This is a genomic window from Rhodopseudomonas sp. WA056 (genome assembly GCF_010906995.1).
Classification (GTDB): domain Bacteria; phylum Pseudomonadota; class Alphaproteobacteria; order Rhizobiales; family Xanthobacteraceae; genus Rhodopseudomonas; species Rhodopseudomonas palustris_G.
Genome location: NZ_QPFS01000002.1, coordinates 1 through 13,440, shown reverse-complemented (window position 1 = coordinate 13,440; position 13,440 = coordinate 1). Strand labels below are relative to the sequence as shown.

At 65.8% G+C, this 13,440-nt stretch carries 14 protein-coding genes; 11 read left to right on the top strand and 3 right to left on the bottom strand.

The window, feature by feature from the left end; genetic code table 11:
* Positions 1 to 78: 78 nt before the first annotated feature.
* The 4 genes from DU475_RS00720 to DU475_RS00705 all read left to right on the top strand — a co-directional run bounded on the left by DU475_RS00720 (position 79) and on the right by DU475_RS00705 (position 3,381).
* Positions 79 to 1,857, top strand: coding sequence for an acetolactate synthase 3 large subunit (locus DU475_RS00720; protein WP_164630104.1), 1,779 nt, complete (start codon positions 79 to 81; stop codon positions 1,855 to 1,857).
* A 224-nt stretch (positions 1,858 to 2,081) separates the two neighbouring features.
* Positions 2,082 to 2,624 (top strand): acetolactate synthase small subunit, encoded by a 543-nt coding sequence (gene ilvN / locus DU475_RS00715; protein ID WP_013503166.1) that lies wholly within the window; start codon positions 2,082 to 2,084, stop codon positions 2,622 to 2,624.
* Positions 2,625 to 2,684: 60 nt separating this feature from the next.
* Positions 2,685 to 3,035: an AbrB/MazE/SpoVT family DNA-binding domain-containing protein gene (locus DU475_RS00710; protein ID WP_164630102.1), complete on the top strand. Its 351-nt coding sequence runs from the start codon at positions 2,685 to 2,687 to the stop codon at positions 3,033 to 3,035.
* A complete protein-coding gene (locus tag DU475_RS00705) occupies positions 3,013 to 3,381 on the top strand; it encodes a type II toxin-antitoxin system PemK/MazF family toxin (RefSeq protein WP_164630100.1) in 369 nt (122 codons plus the stop codon). Before DU475_RS00710 ends, DU475_RS00705 begins: the two co-directional genes overlap by 23 nt.
* A gap of 30 nt (positions 3,382 to 3,411) precedes the next feature.
* Here the strand turns inward: DU475_RS00705 and DU475_RS00700 are convergent, their stop codons facing one another.
* On the bottom strand, positions 3,412 to 3,810 hold the full coding sequence (locus DU475_RS00700) for a host attachment family protein (protein WP_013503165.1): 399 nt from the start codon (positions 3,808 to 3,810) through the stop codon (positions 3,412 to 3,414).
* A gap of 211 nt (positions 3,811 to 4,021) precedes the next feature.
* Between DU475_RS00700 and DU475_RS00695 the strand changes: the two genes are divergently transcribed.
* The 6 genes from DU475_RS00695 (at position 4,022) to DU475_RS00670 (ending at position 10,094) form a co-directional block, all read left to right on the top strand.
* A complete protein-coding gene (locus DU475_RS00695; RefSeq protein WP_164630098.1) occupies positions 4,022 to 4,897 on the top strand; it encodes an EamA family transporter in 876 nt (291 codons plus the stop codon).
* Between the two features lie 9 nt (positions 4,898 to 4,906).
* Positions 4,907 to 5,509: a LysE family translocator gene (locus DU475_RS00690; protein ID WP_013503163.1), complete on the top strand. Its 603-nt coding sequence runs from the start codon at positions 4,907 to 4,909 to the stop codon at positions 5,507 to 5,509.
* Positions 5,510 to 5,656: 147 nt separating this feature from the next.
* Complete coding sequence (gene ilvC, locus DU475_RS00685; RefSeq protein WP_013503162.1) at positions 5,657 to 6,676, top strand: ketol-acid reductoisomerase; 1,020 nt, start codon at positions 5,657 to 5,659, stop codon at positions 6,674 to 6,676.
* Between the two features lie 376 nt (positions 6,677 to 7,052).
* Positions 7,053 to 7,787, top strand: a complete 735-nt coding sequence (locus DU475_RS00680) for a FadR/GntR family transcriptional regulator (RefSeq protein ID WP_164630097.1) — start codon at positions 7,053 to 7,055, stop codon at positions 7,785 to 7,787.
* Between the two features lie 98 nt (positions 7,788 to 7,885).
* Positions 7,886 to 9,118, top strand: a complete 1,233-nt coding sequence (locus DU475_RS00675) for an ABC transporter substrate-binding protein (RefSeq protein WP_164630095.1) — start codon at positions 7,886 to 7,888, stop codon at positions 9,116 to 9,118.
* A 124-nt stretch (positions 9,119 to 9,242) separates the two neighbouring features.
* Positions 9,243 to 10,094, top strand: a complete 852-nt coding sequence (locus DU475_RS00670; protein ID WP_164630093.1) for an SDR family oxidoreductase — start codon at positions 9,243 to 9,245, stop codon at positions 10,092 to 10,094.
* 21 nt (positions 10,095 to 10,115) lie between these two features.
* Here the strand turns inward: DU475_RS00670 and DU475_RS00665 are convergent, their stop codons facing one another.
* Positions 10,116 to 11,663, bottom strand: coding sequence for an ABC transporter permease/substrate-binding protein (locus DU475_RS00665; RefSeq protein WP_164630091.1), 1,548 nt, complete (start codon positions 11,661 to 11,663; stop codon positions 10,116 to 10,118).
* Positions 11,660 to 12,454: an ATP-binding cassette domain-containing protein gene (locus DU475_RS00660; protein ID WP_246700200.1), complete on the bottom strand. Its 795-nt coding sequence runs from the start codon at positions 12,452 to 12,454 to the stop codon at positions 11,660 to 11,662. The genes DU475_RS00665 and DU475_RS00660 overlap by 4 nt, the downstream gene beginning before the upstream one ends.
* A gap of 47 nt (positions 12,455 to 12,501) precedes the next feature.
* Here DU475_RS00660 and DU475_RS00655 point away from each other — a divergent pair, with 47 nt between their 5' ends.
* On the top strand, positions 12,502 to 13,362 hold the full coding sequence (locus DU475_RS00655; RefSeq protein WP_082315541.1) for an ABC transporter ATP-binding protein: 861 nt from the start codon (positions 12,502 to 12,504) through the stop codon (positions 13,360 to 13,362).
* Positions 13,363 to 13,440: the final 78 nt, after the last annotated feature.

Below are 13,440 nucleotides of genomic sequence, written 5' to 3'. Positions count from 1 at the left end.
CTGAACACGGTTCTCCTGAATCGAGCTTGTCCGAACCACCCGAACGTCAGCGCCAGAGGCGCATCCCGGAGCCTAAACATGAGCGACAGCAACAGCCACGATCCGAACCAGATGACCGGTGCGGCGATGATCGTCCGCGCGATGAAGGATCACGGTGTCGAGCACATCTTCGGCTATCCGGGCGGTGCGGTACTTCCGATCTACGACGAGATCTTCCAGCAGTCCGACGTCCAGCACATCCTGGTCCGGCACGAGCAGGGCGCCGGCCATGCGGCCGAGGGCTATGCGCGCTCGACCGGCAAGCCGGGCGTTGTGCTGGTGACCTCGGGCCCGGGCGCCACCAACATGGTGACGCCGCTGGCCGACGCGCTGATGGATTCGATCCCGCTGGTGTGCATCACCGGTCAGGTTCCGACCCATCTGATCGGCAACGACGCCTTCCAGGAATGCGACACCGTCGGCATCACCCGGCCGTGCACCAAGCATAATTGGCTGGTGCGCCGGATCGAGGATCTGCCGAAGGTGCTGCACGAGGCGTTCTACGTCGCGACCTCGGGCCGTCCGGGCCCGGTGGTGGTCGACGTGCCGAAGGACGTGCAGTTCGCCACCGGCACCTATCATCCGCCGCGCAAGGCCGACGTCCACGTCTCCTACGTGCCGAGCAAGAAGGGCGATCCCGCTCAGATCCGCAAGGCGGTGGCGCTGCTGGCGAACGCCAAGCGGCCGGTGATCTATTCCGGCGGCGGCGTGGTCAATTCCGGCCCCGAAGCGTCGCGGCTGCTGCGCGAACTGGTCGACGTCACCGACTTCCCGATCACCTCGACGCTGATGGGCCTCGGCGCCTATCCGGCCTCGGGCAAGAACTGGCTCGGCATGCTCGGCATGCACGGCACCTACGAAGCCAACATGACGATGCACGATTGCGACGTCATGCTGTGCATCGGCGCGCGGTTCGACGACCGCATCACCGGCCGCACCGACGCATTCGCGCCGAACGCCAAGAAGATCCACATCGACATCGATCCGTCGTCGATCAACAAGAACATCCGGGTCGACGTGCCGATCATCGGCGACGTCGCCACCGTGCTGACCGACCTCTTGAGCGTGTTCAAGGCCGAGGCCAAGAAGCCCGACACCAAGCAGTGGTGGCAGCAGGTCGCGACCTGGCGTGCGCGCAATTCGCTCGCCTACAAGAAGAACAACGACGTCATCATGCCGCAATACGCGATCCAGCGGCTGTACGAGGCGACCCGCGGCCGTGACACCTACATCACCACCGAGGTCGGCCAGCATCAGATGTGGGCGGCGCAGTTCTACGGCTTCGAACAGCCGAAGCGCTGGATGACCTCCGGCGGCCTCGGCACCATGGGCTACGGTCTGCCGGCGGCGCTCGGCGTGCAGGTGGCGCATCCGGGCAGCCTCGTCATCGACATCGCCGGCGACGCCTCGGTGCAGATGACGATCCAGGAGATGGCGACGGCGGTGCAGTACGAGCTGCCGATCAAGATCTTCATCCTCAACAACCAGTACATGGGCATGGTGCGGCAGTGGCAGCAGCTCCTGCACGGCAACCGGCTGTCGCATTCCTACACCGAAGCGATGCCGGACTTCGTCAAGCTCGCCGAAGCCTACGGCGCGGTCGGCATGCAGGTGATCAAGCCGTCGGATCTCGACGGCGCGATCCAGGACATGATCAAGGTGAACAAGCCGGTGCTGTTCGACTGCCGCGTTGCCGCGCTGGAGAACTGCTTCCCGATGATCCCGTCGGGCAAGGCGCACAACGAAATGCTGCTGCCGGCCGAAGCCACCGACGAAGCCACCGCAGCCGCCTTCGCCGGCGGCAAGGCGCTGGTGTGAGGATAACGGCCTGAGGTGATTGTTACCAACGGCGGTGCCCCTTGCTCCGCCGTCATCGCCCGGCTCGACCGGGCGACCCAGTATCGCAGAGCGCGTATTGTTCAAGCAAAGCTCTGGAATACTGGATCCCCGCTTTCGCGGGGATGACGGCAGAGGGTGGGGCGGCGCCGCGTGCAACCGAAATTGTCCGATGCGATCGGACCCGAGTTTGACAGGGAATTGAGATGACCCAGCCCGCATCCGCTTACTTCATGGAAGAGCGTCACGATCCGAACGAGACCCACACGCTGTCGGTGATCGTGCAGAACGAGCCCGGCGTTCTGGCCCGGGTGATCGGCCTGTTCTCGGGCCGCGGCTACAACATCGAAAGTCTCACGGTGTCGGAGACCGAGGCGCAGAAGCACCTGTCCCGCATCACCATCGTCACTACCGGCACGCCGATGGTGATCCAGCAGATCAAGAATCAGCTCGACCGCATGGTCCCGGTGTATCGCGTCGTCGACATGACGCTGAGCGGCCGCTCGATCGAGCGCGAGCTGGCGATGGTCAAGCTGCGCGGCACCGGCGACCACCGCGTCGAATCGCTGCGGCTCGCCGAAGCCTTCCGGGCCCGGGTGATCGACGCCTCGACCGAGAGCTTCGTGTTCGAGATCACCGGAAACTCGTCGAAGATCAACCAGTTCATCGAACTGATGCGTCCGCTCGGCCTGGTCGAAGTGGTGCGCACCGGCGTCGCCGCGATCGGCCGCGGCGCCGAGGGGATGTAGGGCTCTGGCGATTCCTTCGGCTCGGATATACACTGGATATCCGAGCCGAAGGAGGCCGCCGTGAAGGTCAAGGTCGCGAAATGGGGCAACAGTCTGGGCGTGAGGTTGCCGCGGACAGCCGCCGAGAGCGTCGGTGTGACCGACGGAAGCGAACTGGATTTGACGCTCGAAGCCGACGGGTTTCGATTGCGAAAGCCGGTCAAGACGTCGGCGCGGCGTCTGGCGGAAATGCTGGACGAGATCAAACGTCGTGGACTGAAGCCGCCCGATCTGTTGGATTGGGGACGCGACCGAGGTTCCGAAATCATCGACGACGATTATTCACATGGCCTCATCGTGCCCGGCCCGGATGGGACGCCGATAAGGATCGTCCCGCCTGAGAAGCGCGATGCCCGTTCACGACGCCGGTGACATCGTGTGGGCGGATCTCGACCCGGTTCTCGGCACGGAGCAAGGCGAACGCCGGCCGGTTCTTGTGATGACCGCGCGCGATTACAATGATCTCTCAGGACGGGCGGTGATTTGCCCGATTTCGTCGAGTGCCGGTGACTGGCCTTTCAATGTGCCGTTGCCTGAAGGTCTGAAAACCCGCGGTATGGTGCTCGTCGACCAAGTACGCGCGGTTCACGGATCGTCGCGCCTGTTTCGCAAAATCGAACGAGCACCGACGCCCTTGATGACAGACGTGCGTACAATGCTGGCCGTCATCCTCGGCATCGAAGCAGCCACTTTGAGCGGCTACCGCGGCGGTCTGTAGCCGCGGCTACGCTTGCGCCACAGGCGGCCGCTACGCCGCGATCGCCTCGGCGATCTGATCGAGCGGGTGGTTGGTGAGGTCCTTCGCCAGCGAGCGGATCAGCGAGGCCTCGACTGTCTTGTGCAGAATCGGACGGATCTGGCCGAGGGTCTGCGGATCGGCGACCAGTACGAGCTGGTCGAATTCGCCGTCGAGCTTCATCTTGTTCAGCGTGTTGCTGAGCTGCTTGGCGAAGGTCGCCTCGTCGGTCTGGGCCTGGGTCTGGTCCTCGGGGCGCGATCCGGACGGTCCCTCGTTCTCCAGATTGGTCGGTTCCAACTTGCGTTCATGCCGCAGCGTCACGTTGGCCGGCTTGCCGGTGTTTCGCAGCAGGAGGGCGCCGCGCCCATCGGCGACGACGACGAGCGTGTTGTGCGGGATGAGAGCCATCTGTCGAACGATCCTCCATGCAAATGGGCGCAACGTAGCGTGCGCGTGCGGAAGAAACCGTCGGCGGATTCTTTGGTTCCGCCCCTTCGGTTGCGTCATCGTTGCGCGGGATGCAGGTCCGCGCGCCGCACGGGTTATCGGGCGGCAGCGGATCGGTTAGGAACCGGGCAACGCCGCATGTTCGAGCCGGCGGATTCGGGGCGGAGACCCAATGAAGCCGGCCGACATCGTGCTTGCGCTGCTCGTTGCCTTGATCTGGGGGCTTGGCTTCGTGTTCACGCGCTACGCCCTGACCGAAATGTCGCCGACGGTGCTCAATCTGCTGCGCTTCGCCATCACGGCGCTGCCGTGCCTGGTGCTGCCGCGGCCGGGGCTGGCGCTCCCGGTTTGGATCGGAATCAGCCTGCTGCTGGTCTGGCAGTATCTCACCCAGAGCTGGGGCATTTCGCAGGGCGTGCCGGCGGGACTCACCGCGGTGATCGTGCAGAGCCAGGCGCTTTTCACCATCGCGTTCGCGGCGGTCCTGCTTGGCGAGCGCCCGACCCGGGCGCAACTGATCGGCATCGGCGTCGCCGCCTGCGGGCTGCTGCTGATCTGCTTCACCGTCGGTTATGATTTCACCGTTCTGGCCTTCACAGTGACGATGACGGCGCCGATCGCCTTCGCTTTTTCCAATCTGCTGCTGCGCCGGGCCCAGGGCGTACCGATGCTCGACCTGTTCGCCTGGATCAGCGCGGCCTCGCTGCCGCCGCTGGCGTTGGCTGCCTGGGTGGCGGATGGCGGGCCGGCGATCTGGCACGAGCTGACCCATCTGTCGCCTGGGGTGATGGCGGCGATGCTGTCGCTGTCGATCGGCTCGACCACCATCGGCTATTGGATCTGGGGCCGGCTGTTGCACGCCTACAGCGCCGCGCAGGTTGTGCCTTTTGCATTGTTGGTGCCGTTCATCGGGGCGGGGGCGTCGAGCCTGGTGTTCGGGGAGACCTTCGGCCCGCTGCGGCTGGCCGGCATGCTGATCGTGGTCGCCGGGCTGGCGATCATGCTGTTGTTCGGCCGCGCCAAGCCCGAACTGCCTGAAACCGCCTGAGAATCGACGATGGCCACCGAACTGCTCGCCGCGTTCATCGGCTTCGCCTTCGCGACCCTGTTCACGCCTGGGCCCAACAATATCATGCTGTTGTCGTCCGGGCTGACCTTCGGCTTTCGCCGGACGCTGCCGCACGTCGCCGGCGTGACGATCGGTTTCGCCGTGATGGTGGCCGCAATGGGCTTCGGTTTCGGCGCGGTGTTCGCGGCCTATCCGTTGCTGCAAATCATCCTCAAATACGCCGGGGCGGCGTATCTGATCTGGCTCGCCGGGGTGATCGCGCTCGCCAGGCCGGCCGATCCGGACGCCACCGTCGAGCGCCGGCCGATGAGCTTCTGGGGCGCCGCGGCATTTCAATGGGTCAACGTCAAAGGGTGGGTGATCGCGATCGGCACCGTCACCGCCTATTCGGCGGTGGCGCCCTATCCCTGGAACGTCGCGGTGCAGGCGACGACGCTGCTGGCGATCGGGACCGCGTCGTCCGCGGCCTGGGCGCTGTTCGGCACTGCCCTGCAATCGCTGGTAAAATCGCCTCAGGCGGTGCGCGTCTTCAATCTGGTGATGGCGGCCCTGCTGGTCGCCTCGCTGTATCCCGTCTTGCGGCAGCCATGAAGCCGCGACGCAGGGCCACAATTCGCCGCCGCGGGCTTGTTTCCGGGCATCCATCGCCCTAGAAACCAGCGGCAATTCAACGGTCGGCCGCGACGGCCCGATCGCACCAGCACGGGCGGGACGGGCCGCCGAGAAAGAGGAACGAGGATGCGAGTTTACTACGATCGCGACGCCGATCTGAATCTGATCAAGGGCAAGAAGGTCGCCGTCATCGGCTATGGCAGCCAGGGCCATGCCCACGCGCTGAACCTGAAGGATTCGGGCGTCAAGGACGTCGCGATCGCGCTGCGCAAGGGCTCGGCCTCGGCCAAGAAGGCCGAGAACGCCGGCTTCAAGGTGATGGACGTCGCCGAGGCCGCCAAGTGGGCCGACGTGATGATGATGCTGACGCCGGACGAATTGCAGGCCGACATCTATCGCGAGCATCTGCACGACAACATGAAGCAGGGCGCGGCGCTGCTGTTCGCCCACGGTCTCAACGTCCACTTCAACCTGATCGAGCCGCGCGCCGACCTCGACGTGCTGATGGTCGCGCCGAAGGGCCCGGGCCACACCGTGCGCTCCGAGTATCAGCGCGGCGGCGGCGTGCCGTGCCTGATCGCGATCCACAAGGACGCCTCGGGCAACGCCCACGACCTCGGCCTGTCGTACGCCTCGGCGATCGGCGGCGGCCGCGCCGGCATCATCGAAACCACCTTCCGCGAGGAATGCGAGACCGACCTGTTCGGCGAGCAGGTGGTGCTGTGCGGCGGTCTGGTCGAGCTGATCAAGGCCGGCTTCGAGACCCTGGTGGAAGCCGGCTACGCGCCGGAAATGGCCTATTTCGAGTGCCTGCACGAAGTGAAGCTGATCGTCGACCTGATCTATGAAGGCGGCATCGCCAACATGAACTACTCGATCTCCAACACCGCGGAATACGGCGAGTACGTCACCGGTCCGCGCATCATCACCGCCGAGACCAAGGCGGAGATGAAGCGGGTGCTGGAAGACATCCAGAACGGCATCTTCACCCGCAACTGGATGCTCGAGAACAAGGTCAACCAGACCTCGTTCAAGGCCACCCGCGCCAAGCTCGCCGCGCACCCGATCGAGGAAGTCGGCGCCAAGCTCCGCGACATGATGCCCTGGATCAAGAAGGGCGCCTTGGTGGACAAGTCGAAGAATTGATCTTCTTGATCCAGGTTCTTTCTGGCGAGATCGCGCAAGCGCGATCTCGATGATCAAGAAGGGCGCGCTGGTCGACAAGTCGAAGAACTAAGCCGGGTAGTTACCTCTCCCCGCGTGCGGGGAGAGGTCGGATTGCGCAGCAATCCGGGTGAGGGGGCGTCTCATCGCGGCCGAGACTCCGTGCCCGCGTCGCCCCTCACCCCAACCCTCTCCCCGCAACAGCGGGGCGAGGGAGATCGCTGTGCTCGGCGCAAGAATTCGGCCCTATTGAGCAGAACGGGATCGCGGCGACGCGGTCCCGTTTTCGTTTGATGCCGGTGCAATCCGCCGCAGCCCGCCAGCTTGATCTGGTCTGACCAGATTGGTAGGGTCAGTTATGACGACCCCGCTCAATTCCGAGACCTCCCATACGGTCCGCAAGACGCTGGAGTTCGTGCAGCATCATCGGCTGGCGAAGGGCGATCGGCTGCCGTCTGAACGGGAACTGTCGGAGCGGTTCGGGGTGGCGCGCAGCTCGGTGCGCGAGGCGCTGGCGGTGCTGGACGCGATGCGCATCACCGAGCGCCGGCCGAAATCCGGCATCTATCTGCGCAATGCTGTCGAGGACGGCGGGCTCGATGCGCTGGTGCTACAGGCCGACCTCGGGCTCACCTTCGATCCGCAAGTGACCCGTGATGTCACCGAAGCCCGGATCATCTGCGAGGAGCAGGCGCTGCGGCTCGCCTGTCAGCGCCGCACCGATGGTGATTTGGCCAAGCTCCACCAAACACTGCAAACCTACGCGGCGATGATCGAAGCCGGCGGCGATCTGGCCGAGGCCGACGTTGGCTTCCATCTCGCGCTGGTCGCCGCCAGCCAGAACCGCATTCTGGTGCGGACGCTGACGCCGCTGATGCTGATGAGCCGGCGCTGGCGGGAGCGGTACTTCGAGTCCGAGGCGATCCGCCGCCGCTCGCTCGACGATCATCGCGCTTTCGTCGCTGCGATCGAAGCGCGCGACGAAGCCGCTGCCGCTGCTCAGGTGCGCCGCCACGTCGAAACCGCCGCCGCCGACGTGCGCGCGCTCGCGGAGCAGGGCGGTGCGGCCGCCACCCAAACGAATATGACCTGAACAACGCGCGTCGCCGACGCGCCACAACAGCCCCGGCCAACGGGAGAGCTTCGCGCGGCACCAGCCGCATCGAGGAAACGCAAGAAGAAGGATCAAAAATGCGTAAGACGACGACTTCCGTGGCTGCATTCGCGGCCGTGATCGCCATGCTGGCCGCGCCCCCCGCATTCGCTCAGAAGAAGAACGGCGCCGGCGTCACCGACACCGAGATCAAGCTCGGCAACACCGTGCCGTACAGCGGTCCGGCCTCGGCCTACGGCATCCTCGGCAAGACCTACGCGGCGTACTTCAAGAAGATCAACGAGGAAGGCGGCATCAACGGCCGCAAGATCAACCTGATCTCCTATGACGACGCGTACTCGCCGCCGAAGACGGTCGAGCAGACCCGCAAGCTGGTGGAGAGCGACGAGGTGATGGCGATCGTCGGCAATGTCGGCACCGCCTCGAACGTCGCGATCCAGAAGTACCTCAACGCCCGCAAGGTGCCGCAACTGTTCCTCGCCACCGGCGCCACGCGCTGGAACGATCCGAAGCAGTTTCCGTGGACCATGGGCTGGCTGCCGAGCTACCATGCCGAAGCCAACGCCTACGCCAAGTATCTTCTGAAAGAGAAGCCGACCGCCAAGATCGGCGTGCTCTACCAGAACGACGATTTCGGCAAGGACTACATCCGCGGCCTGAAGGAAGGGCTGGGTGACAAGGCGGCGTCGATGCTCGTCGCCGAGGCCAGCTACGAAGTCGCCGAGCCGACCATCGACTCGCAGATCGTCAAGCTCAAGGCGTCCGGCGCCGACACCCTGTTCTCGTTCGCCACCGGCAAGTTCGCCGCGCAGTCGATCAAGAAAGTCGCCGAACTCGGCTGGAAGCCGCTGCACATCGTGCCCAATGCTTCGTCGTCGCTCGGCACCGTGCTGAAGCCGGCCGGCCTCGATAACGCGCAGGATCTGGTGTCCGCGACCTTCGCCAAGGATCCGACCGATCCGCAGTGGAACGAGGATCCCGGCATGAAGAAATTCCATGCCTTCGTCGAGAAATACATCCCCGAAGGCAAGGCGATGGAGAGCACGGTGCTGTCCGGTTACAGTATCGCCCAGACCATGGAGCAGGCGCTTCGGATGTGCGGCGACGATCTGTCCCGCGACAACCTGATGAAGCAGGCGGCCAGCATGAAGGGCGTCCAGCTCGACGGTCTCTTGCCGGGCGTCACCGTCAACACCTCGCCGACCGACTTCGCGCCGATCGATCAGTTCCAGATGATGACCTTCAAGGGCGAACGCTGGCAGCGCTTCGGCGACGTCATCAAGGGCGAAGTGGCCGAAGCGGGGCGGTAACAACGTTTCGGCGCGCCGCGCGGTTCGGCCGCGCGGCAGGCCCGGTCGACTTTCAGCAACGGGATCGCGGTGACGCGGTCCCGTTTTGCTGTGATAGGATGCTCACCTTCGAACGGAGCGAGCCATGAAGTCTGTCGTCGTCACCGGCGTGTCCACCGGGATTGGCCATGCCATTGCGAAAATGTTGCTGGACAAGGGATTTCGCGTGTTCGGCAGCGTGCGCAAGCACAGCGATGCCGAGCGGCTGATCGTCGAATTCGGGCCTGGTTTCACGCCGCTGGTGCTGGACGTGACCGACGAGGTCGCGATCCGAGCCGCGGCCGACCAGGTCCGGACGGCGCTCGACGGCGAAACGCTCGCCGGTCTGGTCAACAACGCCGGTATCGCGGTGGCGGGGGCGGTGCTGGATCTGCCCGCCGATGAATTCCGCCGCCAGTTCGAGGTCAATGTGATCGGGCCGATCGTCGCGACCCAGGCGTTTGCGCCGCTGCTCGGCACCGACCGGTCGCTGCGCGGGGCGCCGGGTCGGATCGTGATGATGTCGTCGATCGCCGGCAAGTTCGGCAATCCGCTGATGGCGGCGTACTCCGCCTCCAAGTACGCGCTGAACGGGCTGTCGGACGGGCTGCGGCGCGAGCTGATGCTGTTCGGCATCGATGTCGTGGTGGTCATGCCGGGCGCGGTGAAGACGCCGATCTGGGGCAAGGCCGAGCGGGAGGACGTGTCGCGGTTTGCGAACTCGCCATTCTATCCGGCGCTGCAGAAGCTGCGCGCGCTGCTGCCGGAGATGGACGAAAGCGGCCTGCCACCGGAGACGATCGCGCAGCACGTCCATGACGCGCTGACGGCGCCGTCACCGAAGGCGCACGATGTTGTCACCCCAGGACCGCTGCAGTTCTGGCTCTCGACCAAGCTGCCGCCGCGGTGGGTCGACAAGGTCGTGGCGAAAAGGCTTGGGTTGAAGCCGAAGATCTAGCTCGTCATCTCGCCCGGCCGATCAGTTCCGCCTCACGCGCTCCCATAACGCGCGTGCCGCCACGTCCGGCGTGCCGCCTGATCCCGCCTGCAGGTTAGCGGCGCGCATCGCGTCGATTTCGATGTGGCCGAGCAGGGGCGTCAGCGTCGCGCGCAGTTTGGCGTCGCCGGCGCGCTGCGGCGCGATCAGCAGCACCGCGTCGTAGGGCGGGATCGCCTGCTGCGGATCGTCGAGCACCACCAGGTCGTATTTGGCGATCAGCCCGTCCGATGTGTAGCCGGCGATGACGTCGACTTCGCCGGAGGCGACCGCGGCATACATGAAATCCGGCTGCATCTGCCGCTCGGTCTTGAACGTGAGCCTGTAGGCGCTGCGCAGGTTGGCCCATTCCGGCCGGGAGAAGAACTCGTAGTCGCCGGCGATGGTCATCTGTGGCGCGCGGGCGGCGAGGTCGGCGATCGAGCGGATGTTCAGCGCTTCGGCCTTGGCACGCGGCATCACCAGTGCGTAGGCATTGGCGAAGCCGAGCTCGCCGAGCAGCGTGACGCCGTCCTTGGCGAGATCGTGCTTGAGTTCGGCGAGCACCTGGTCGCGTGCGGCGATGCCGGGATGCTTGAACTGATTGGCCCACAGCGTGCCGGAGTAATCGACATAGGCGTCGATGTCGCCGCTTCTGAGCGCGTCGTAGATCACGCTGGAGCCGAGGCCGGCGCGCGTCGTCGCGGTCAGGCCACCGGCCTCGAGGCGCTGCTGCAGCAATGCGGCGAGGACGTATTGTTCGGTAAAAGTCTTCGCGCCGATCACATAAGAGGTGCGCGCCGCTACGCCCGGCAGCAGCGTCGCGATCACGATTGCGACGACACCTGCGGTGCCGAAACCGATCCGCCAGCGGCTGCCGCGGCGCAGGCCGATCTCCACCAGCGCCAGCAGTTGATCGACGGCGAGCGCCAGCACGGCGGCGGCAGCGCACCCGAACAGCACCAGAATCCAGTTCTGGGTCTGCAGGCCGGCGAAGATGTAGTTGCCGAGACTGGTCTGGCCGATCGGCGTCGACAGCGTCGCGGTGCCGATCACCCACACCGCGGCAGTACGGATGCCGGCCATGATTACGGGGAGAGCCAGCGGCAGCTCGACCATGGTCAGCACCTGACGCTCGGTCATGCCGACGCCTTGCGCCGCTTCGATCAGCGCCGGATCGATGCCGTCGAGCCCGGTGATGGTGTTGCGCAGCACCGGCAGCATCGAATACAGCGCTAGCGCCAGCACCGCGGGCAGGAAACCGAAGGCGGAGAAACTGACGCCGAACGTGCTCGCCGACAGCGCCGCCAGTGCCAGCAGCAGCGGATAGAACAGCGCCAGCAGGGCGAGGCCGGGGATGGTCTGCACGATGCCGGCGAAGCCGAGCAGGGCGCCACGGAGCAAAGGGCGATGGCGGGCGAAGATCGCCAGCGGCAGGCTGACGATCAGTCCGAGCGCGAGCGCCGCCAGGCTGACGCGGACATGGGCGCCGAGATAGTCGGGAAGATTGCTCAGCGCGTCGCGCCAGCGCGGATCGGCGAACAGGCTCATGTCGCGCCGTCCCGCGGCAGCAACGCCCCGAGCCGCAGTGCCTGCCGGCGCGGTGTGCGGAGCAGTTCCGCAACGTAGGGATGATCGTTGACCGCAAGCTCGGCTCCGGGGCCGAGCGCCAGCAGTCGTCCGCGATGCATCACGGCGATCCGGTCGGCCAGCAGCAGCGCTTCGGTGATGTCGTGGGTGATCAGCACGGTGGTGAGCTGCAGCCGGTCGTGCAGCGCGCGAAAGTCCTCGCCGAGGGCGTCGCGGGTCAGCGGATCGAGCGCGCCGAACGGCTCGTCCATCAGCACGATCTGCGGCCTGGCTGCGAGTGCGCGGGCGACCCCGACGCGTTGGCGCTGGCCGCCGGAAAGTTCGTGCGGCAACCGGTCCCGATGCTGCGCCGGATCGAGCCGCACCAGATCGAGCAATTCGTCGACGCGCGCGGCGATCTCCGCCTTCGGCCAGTTCAGCAGCTTCGGCGTGATGCCGATATTGCCGGCGACGGTGAGATGCGGGAACAGCCCGCCATTCTGGAACACCATGCCGATGCCGCGCCGGAGCACGATCGGATCGGCGGAGCGGATATCGCGGCCGTCGATCGCAATCGCGCCGGCATCGGCGTCGATCAGCCGATTCGTCAGCCGCAGCAGTGTGGTCTTGCCGGAGCCCGAGCCGCCGACGATGGCGAGCAGTTCGCCGCGCTGCACGGAAAGCGAGACATCGTCGATCGCCTTGATCCGGCCGCCACCGAAACTCTTGGCGACATTGTCGAAGGCGATCATCGGCGAAGCTGCGCTCGTCATGGTCGCAGCATGGCTGCCGGAGACGGCAGGGCGCAAGCCAGACTTGCATGTCGGCGCGCGGCGTTGAATGGTCGCAGCAAGCAGGCAAGCGGGGAGAGGGCGTGATTCAGACGGATAGTGCGGCGGTGGCGCTGCAGGATGCCACGGTGGCGTTCCGGCTCGCCGATGCGCGGACCTATACGGCGGTGGAGCATGCGACGCTGACGGTCGCGGACGGCGAATTCGTTGCCATCGTCGGGCCCACCGGCTGCGGCAAGTCGACGTTGCTCAACGTGGCGGCCGGGCTGCTGCGCCCCGCCGCCGGCGCGGTGCGAATCTTCGGGGCGCCGCTCGACGGCCTCAATCCGCAGGCCGGCTATCTGTTTCAGGCCGATGCACTGTTTCCGTGGAAGACCGCGATCGACAACGTCGCGATCGGACTGGAGATCGCCGGCACGCCGCGCAGCGAGGCGCTGGCCCGCGCCCAGGGCTGGCTGGAGACGGTCGGGCTCGGTGCGTTTGCGCAGCGCTATCCGCACATGCTGTCCGGTGGCCAGCGCAAGCGGGTCGGGCTCGCGCAGGTGCTGATCCGCGATCCCAAGATCCTGCTGATGGACGAGCCGTTCGGCCCGCTCGATGCGCAGACCCGGCAGATCATGGGCAATCTGCTGCTCGAGCTGTGGAGCGCGCACAAGAAGGCGGTGCTGTTCGTCACCCACGATCTCGAAGAGGCGATCGCGCTCGCCGACCGGGTGGTGATCATGTCGGCGGGGCCGTCGTCGCGCATCGTCGGCGACTGGCGGATCGAACTGCCGCGCCCGCGCGACATCTTCGAAATCCGCCTGACCCACGACTTCCACGCACTGCATCGTGAGATCTGGGCCGTGCTGCGCGAGCAGGTGATGAAGGCGTACGGGCAGGTGGCGTGATGGCGTTGATATTGAAGGCCGCTGACTTGCCCCGAGCACGGCGCGCTCCCTCTCCCGCTTGCGGGGGAGGGTTGGGGT

Coding starts and splice junctions, on each gene's coding strand:
- ilvN (WP_013503166.1), top strand. CDS start 2,082: ATGACCCAGCCCGCATCCGCTTACTTCATGGAAGAGCGTCACGATCCG.
- DU475_RS00675 (WP_164630095.1), top strand. CDS start 7,886: ATGCGTAAGACGACGACTTCCGTGGCTGCATTCGCGGCCGTGATCGCC.
- DU475_RS00660 (WP_246700200.1), bottom strand. CDS start 12,454: ATGACGAGCGCAGCTTCGCCGATGATCGCCTTCGACAATGTCGCCAAG.
- DU475_RS00690 (WP_013503163.1), top strand. CDS start 4,907: ATGGCCACCGAACTGCTCGCCGCGTTCATCGGCTTCGCCTTCGCGACC.
- DU475_RS00720 (WP_164630104.1), top strand. CDS start 79: ATGAGCGACAGCAACAGCCACGATCCGAACCAGATGACCGGTGCGGCG.
- DU475_RS00705 (WP_164630100.1), top strand. CDS start 3,013: ATGCCCGTTCACGACGCCGGTGACATCGTGTGGGCGGATCTCGACCCG.
- DU475_RS00680 (WP_164630097.1), top strand. CDS start 7,053: ATGACGACCCCGCTCAATTCCGAGACCTCCCATACGGTCCGCAAGACG.
- DU475_RS00670 (WP_164630093.1), top strand. CDS start 9,243: ATGAAGTCTGTCGTCGTCACCGGCGTGTCCACCGGGATTGGCCATGCC.
- DU475_RS00655 (WP_082315541.1), top strand. CDS start 12,502: ATGTCGGCGCGCGGCGTTGAATGGTCGCAGCAAGCAGGCAAGCGGGGA.
- DU475_RS00665 (WP_164630091.1), bottom strand. CDS start 11,663: ATGAGCCTGTTCGCCGATCCGCGCTGGCGCGACGCGCTGAGCAATCTT.
- DU475_RS00700 (WP_013503165.1), bottom strand. CDS start 3,810: ATGGCTCTCATCCCGCACAACACGCTCGTCGTCGTCGCCGATGGGCGC.
- DU475_RS00695 (WP_164630098.1), top strand. CDS start 4,022: ATGAAGCCGGCCGACATCGTGCTTGCGCTGCTCGTTGCCTTGATCTGG.
- ilvC (WP_013503162.1), top strand. CDS start 5,657: ATGCGAGTTTACTACGATCGCGACGCCGATCTGAATCTGATCAAGGGC.